This is a genomic window from Arthrobacter sp. TB 26, assembly GCF_000427315.1.
Classification (GTDB): Bacteria; Actinomycetota; Actinomycetes; order Actinomycetales; family Micrococcaceae; genus Arthrobacter.
The window spans coordinates 1-5,077 of sequence record NZ_AUPJ01000164.1 but is presented as its reverse complement, the minus strand read 5'-3'; the positions used below and the strand labels follow the sequence as shown (position 1 = coordinate 5,077).

Annotated in this window: 6 protein-coding genes and 1 pseudogene; 3 read left to right on the top strand and 4 right to left on the bottom strand. The window is 65.5% G+C overall.

Annotated features, from left to right (window positions below):
- Nucleotides 1-803: pseudogene (locus tag K789_RS0105600) on the bottom strand (hypothetical protein); the annotation flags it as partial.
- 329 nt (nt 804-1,132) lie between these two features.
- On the opposite strand from K789_RS0105600, the gene K789_RS0105595 reads away from it, so the two are divergent.
- Nucleotides 1,133-2,305 carry an AI-2E family transporter gene (locus tag K789_RS0105595; protein ID WP_084507293.1) on the top strand — a complete coding sequence of 391 codons (1,173 nt, stop codon included), beginning with the start codon at nt 1,133-1,135 and terminating at the stop codon, nt 2,303-2,305.
- 18 nt (nt 2,306-2,323) lie between these two features.
- Here K789_RS0105595 and K789_RS0105590 read toward each other — a convergent pair whose 3' ends face one another.
- A complete protein-coding gene (locus K789_RS0105590) occupies nt 2,324-3,130 on the bottom strand; it encodes an alpha/beta hydrolase (RefSeq protein ID WP_024365903.1) in 807 nt (268 codons plus the stop codon).
- A gap of 34 nt (nt 3,131-3,164) precedes the next feature.
- Nucleotides 3,165-3,518 carry a hypothetical protein gene (locus K789_RS0105585; protein WP_024365902.1) on the bottom strand — a complete coding sequence of 118 codons (354 nt, stop codon included), beginning with the start codon at nt 3,516-3,518 and terminating at the stop codon, nt 3,165-3,167.
- Between the two features lie 59 nt (nt 3,519-3,577).
- On the opposite strand from K789_RS0105585, the gene nucS reads away from it, so the two are divergent.
- Nucleotides 3,578-4,273: an endonuclease NucS gene (gene nucS, locus K789_RS0105580; RefSeq protein ID WP_024365901.1), complete on the top strand. Its 696-nt coding sequence runs from the start codon at nt 3,578-3,580 to the stop codon at nt 4,271-4,273.
- A 309-nt stretch (nt 4,274-4,582) separates the two neighbouring features.
- Nucleotides 4,583-4,786: a cold-shock protein gene (locus K789_RS0105575; RefSeq protein ID WP_024365900.1), complete on the top strand. Its 204-nt coding sequence runs from the start codon at nt 4,583-4,585 to the stop codon at nt 4,784-4,786.
- A gap of 102 nt (nt 4,787-4,888) precedes the next feature.
- Here K789_RS0105575 and K789_RS22405 read toward each other — a convergent pair.
- The coding region (locus K789_RS22405; RefSeq protein WP_035739277.1) for a hypothetical protein at nt 4,889-5,077 on the bottom strand (189 nt) is incomplete at its 5' end.

The following is a 5,077-nucleotide window of genomic DNA, read 5'->3' as shown; positions in this document are numbered from 1 at the left end:
GGTGAGCTGCTCGGGGGTGCGCTTCGGGTCAGTGGCTTTCGGGTCAGCAACCTGCGGAACCGCTTCCGTGGATTCGGTGGATTTCCGGGCTTCGCTGCGTGCGGCGGCCTTGGCCTGCGCACGGCGGGNCCGCCGGTCGCTCCGCCGCCGGAACCGCCACTGCCGGAACCGGCATTGCCCGAACCGGGGCGGGAGTCCGACTTGGGCTTGAGCACCAGAAGCGCGGCCCCGGCCAGGATCAGCAGGCCGCCGAGAACCATGAAGGGAGTGGCCCACGGAGTGGACGTGTCGTTCGGGAAGGTCATGGTGATCGAGCTGGGGGCGGGCTTGGTGCCGTCCGTAGCAAGCAACAGGGACCAGTCGCCATCCGCCGGCGGAGTCCAGTTGTACTTCAGCTCGCCGCTGGCGTTCTCAGTACTGACCCACAGGTCCGAGCCGGCCGGCGAGGGCGCGGTCGCTTCCCCGTCAGCATGCGTCAACTGCAGGGCCTTGCCGTCCTCGGAGACACCGGAGACAGTGTTGTGTGCGGTGTTGCCGACCCAGGCTTCGACGTCGTCCGGGCGGCCGGCGGCCAGCATGAAGCTGCCTTCGCCCTTGACGTTGATCGTCACCGTGCCGTTGTGCAGCGTGCGGAGCTTCCCGTCGAAAACGGTCAGCGGCGCGGCGGTGCCGGCGGGTGCGGCGGCGGTTACGGTCTCGGCCGGAGCCCAGAATGTCTTCTGGCCGATCCCGGCCAGCAGTGTCAGGAGGCCCAGCAGCACTAATGCAACTGCAGTCTTGAAACGCAAAATATTACCTATCATCAGCGGACACTTAGCTTCAATAGTAACCATTTTGTTACCACGGAGTCAGATCGGAGTTTTTGTCAACCCCTCCGGCGGCACCCGCGGCGGCCGTCTGGGCGCGCTAAAACAAGCCTGCTGATAGTGTTTGGCGTGATCATGACATGGGGGCCGCCACCGCGACTCCGCCGGGGATATACAGAGGATAAAGGGCTTTCAACGCAGTGACTGGACACACGGACTCGTCCCCCTCGGGACCGGAAGAAAAGCAGGAATCCGGCAGCACGGTGGGAAGTCCGCAGGAGCATGTTTCGCCGCGCCGCGCAGCCCTTGCCGGGGTGCTGAACTCAATGGCGCACCGCCTTCGCCAGCCCCTCCCGGGCGCCCAGCCGCGGCTCCGCTTCGAGATGCCTCCCGAGCAGGAAGAGGACGCGACGACGCCCGGAGCCGAGGAGGGCACCCGTTTCGGCGACCCCGGCCCGCGGATGTCCTCCCAGCACCCCCTCTACGTGGGATTCATGGGGACCGTCGGCGTCGGCGTGGCACTGCTCGTGTACTGGATCGGCTCCAACACGACGCAACTTCTTCTCTGGATCGTGGCGGCGCTCTTCATCGCCCTGGGCCTGGACCCGGTGGTGCGCTGGCTCGAGGCGAAAAGGGTCCCCCGCGCCGCGGGAATTGTGATCGCTGTTGCCACCCTGGGCCTGGCCATTGCCGCCTTCTTTGCCACGCTGATCCCGACCATCGTCCAGCAGGTTACCCAGATCGTCGAGGAGGCGCCCCGCTGGGTCACGGACTTCATCAACTCCGATTTCTTCCGCAGCATTGACAACCAGTACGGGGTGCGCGAACGCATCACCCAGGAGCTGGAGAAGTTCGTCAACAACCCGGAGGCGATGGGCGGAATCTTCGGCGGCGTCGTCGGGTTCGGCTCCACCGTCGCGAACGGCTTGTTCGGCGCGCTCATCGTGCTGGTGCTGAGCCTCTACTTCCTGGCCGCGCTGCCGGCCATGAAGAAGTGGGGCTACCGGCTTGCTCCGCGGTCCCGCCGGGCCAGGGTCGAGGCCCTGTCCGAGGAAATTACCGGGTCGGTGGGCAACTACGTGATCGGGCAGGCCGTCGTCGCCCTCGTGAACGCCACCTTCGCGTTCATCGTGATGTCGATCGTCGGCGTCCCGTTCGCCGTGCTGCTGGCGTTCGTTGTGGCCCTGCTGGCCTTCATTCCCCTGGTCGGCGGGCTGATTGCCGGGGTCATCGTCACGCTGATCGCCCTCACGGCGGGCTGGCAGACTGCTGTGGTCTACGCCATTTGCTACTTCGCCTACCTGCAGTTCGAGGCCTACTTCATCTCCCCGCGCATCATGCAGAAAGCCGTCGCTGTTCCGGGCGCTGTCGCGGTCATCTCGGTGATCGCCGGCGGCAGCCTGCTCGGCGTCCTCGGCGCACTGATCGCAATCCCCACCGCCGCGGCCATCATGCTCCTGGTCAAGGAAATCTTCATCGTCCGCCAGGATAAGCACTAAACAGGAACCGGCGTGCTCTCAGACGTGAGCCGTGGCCACCGGACCGGCCCACTCCTGCGGCAGTTCAGAACGCTCTGCGCCTGATCTGCCCGGCAGCACCTCATCGACAATCTCGTTGAGCACCCGGCCGGCGTACTTCTCCCCCACCCACAGGTGCTTGGCGCCGTCCACGCCCACAACGCGGGCCTGGGGAACCACCCCAAAGCGCTCCGCGGCCTCGGCCGGCTGGAGGTAATCGTCAAGTTCAGGAACCAGGACCTTGAGCGGTTTGCCGGAAGCCGCCCATTCCTTGAGGTGCACGTCGGTGGCCCGGTGCAGCGGCGGCGAGAGCAGGATGGCGCCCTCCACCTCGGCGGCCACCGGTTCCGACGCCCCGTACATCAGCGCGAGCTCGGTGCCGAAGGACCAGCCCACGAGCCAACGGTTCGGCAGGCCCCGGTCCACGGCGAACTTCACGGCCGCCTCGACGTCCAGACGTTCGCCGATTCCCTCCTCGAAGGCTCCCTCGCTGGTTCCGCGCGGCGAGCCAGTGCCGCGGGTGTTAAACCGGAGCACCGCGATTCCGGCCAGGGCGGGCAGCCGGTAGGAGGCTTTCCGGTAGACATGCGAGTCCATGAACCCGCCGTGGGTCGGCAGGGGATGGAGGGTGATCAGGGTCGCCTTGATCTCGCCGGACTCCGGGAGCGCCAGCTCGCCGACGAGCCGGTGTCCGTCACTCGTGCGGAGCTCCACGTTCTGCCGGCGTGCCGGGAGAACGGTGGAGGCGCGGATCGGGGTCGGGGCGGAAGGCTGGCTAAAGACGTACGACGCCGGGTCAAAACTCATGCGTCCAGCTTAGCGAAAGCAGCCCGCGGAGCAGTCAGCGATACCGGTAGCTGCGTGAGGTCCAGCAGTTGCTGTGCCAGTGCCGCCGCTCAGCGAGCCCGGCCGCCGCCCCGAAAAGATGGTCCTCGGACCACACCACGAGGTGCGCGACACCAGGCAGCACCGCCGTCGAGCAGCCTGGACAGATGTAGGTCTTCTCGGCGCGGCTGGCGGTGATGGGCCGGACCGACCACTCGCCGTCCGGCGCACTCTCCCGGCGCGCATAGCCGGAGCGCGCGCGCTCCAGGTCCAGTTCGGGCACGGCACCGCCCTTTGCTCCCGGCTTGGCTGCTTTGCCAGAAGCTGCCCTTCCTAAGGCGGCTCGGCGGGGGCGGTTGGAACGCGGCATGGTTCCATTCTGCCCCAGTCCGGGTGTCCCCTGTCCCAGCAGGCGGTAGTGTTGACCGGGTGCGTTTAGTCATAGCCCGTTGCTCCGTTGATTATGTCGGCCGGCTCAAAGCCCATCTCCCGCTCGCCACCCGGCTCCTGCTGGTCAAGGCCGACGGTTCCGTTTTGGTCCATTCGGACGGCGGATCCTACAAGCCGTTGAACTGGATGAGCCCTCCGGCGTCCCTCCGGGTCTCCACTCCGGACGAGGTCGACGTCGAAACCGGCGTGATCGAGCAGTGGACCGTCCAGTCAGCCAAGACCGACGACCGGCTGATCATCAACATCCATGAGCAACTGCACGATACCTCCCACGAACTCGGCCAGGACCCCGGACTGATCAAGGACGGAGTGGAGGCGGACCTGCAGCGGCTGCTGGCTGACCAGATCGAACTCCTGGGCCCCGGGTTTTCCCTCATCCGCCGCGAGTACTTCACGGCCATCGGCCCGGTGGACATCCTGGCCAGGGACGCCAAGGGCGCCACCGTGGCCATCGAACTCAAGCGCCGCGGAGACATCGACGGCGTGGAGCAGCTCACCCGCTACCTCGAACTGCTCAACCGCGACCCGCTCCTGGCTCCGGTCCGGGGAATCTTCGCCGCCCAGCAGATCAAGCCCCAGGCCAAAGTCCTGGCAAACGACCGCGGCATCGACTGCGTCACCCTCGACTACGACGCCATGCGCGGCGTCGATGACGTCGAATCCCGGCTCTTCTAAGCGCCGCACCGGCCGCTGAACCTCCACGGGCTGCCGGATATGCGCCCCTGCCGGCGTTCATCGATTCTTTGTACAAAATTTATGAAATTGTGCTCCGGGCCCGTTGACCTGACGCACCCGGCATGAAATTCTTATACGAGTCTTTGTGTAGGTGTTTTTTCATGCTCGCAAGACCTGTTGCGAGCGTGAAGCGCCTGCCGCCAAAGCCCGGTTGATTCCGGTCCCACAGCCAAGGTTCTTCTCGCGGAGTGACCAAGTCCGGCACGAAGTGTGCCGGCCTTAACCAAGATCCATAATGAGGAGATATACATGGCACAGGGAACCGTCAAGTGGTTCAACGCTGAAAAGGGCTTCGGCTTCATCACCCCGGATGACTCCGATGGCGATGTCTTCGTTCACTACTCTGAGATCCAGACCGGTGGCTTCAAGACCCTCGACGAGAACGCTCGCGTTCAGTTCGAAATCGGCCAGGGCGCCAAGGGCCCCCAGGCCACCGGCGTAACGCTGGTCTAGTACCCCGCAGCGGAACTGCCTGCGGCAGTCCCCGCGCAGAAATGATCCCCGGCTTCCGAGCCGGGGATCATTTTTTTGCATTGCTAGCCGGGCCGCCGGACATCAGCGCACGAGGCTCCTGAGCAGCCGCGCGCTTTGCCGCACGGACAGGCCTGGCAGGTAGGCCTGGCTTAGCGCCCGGCCCATGGCGGGCAGCTGCAGGGGATCCTGGTAATAGAGGTACAGGGTGCGGTAGTCCGGCTTGAAGCGGGATTTGAATGTTGCCAGCGAACGGAAGCCATATACCGGCTC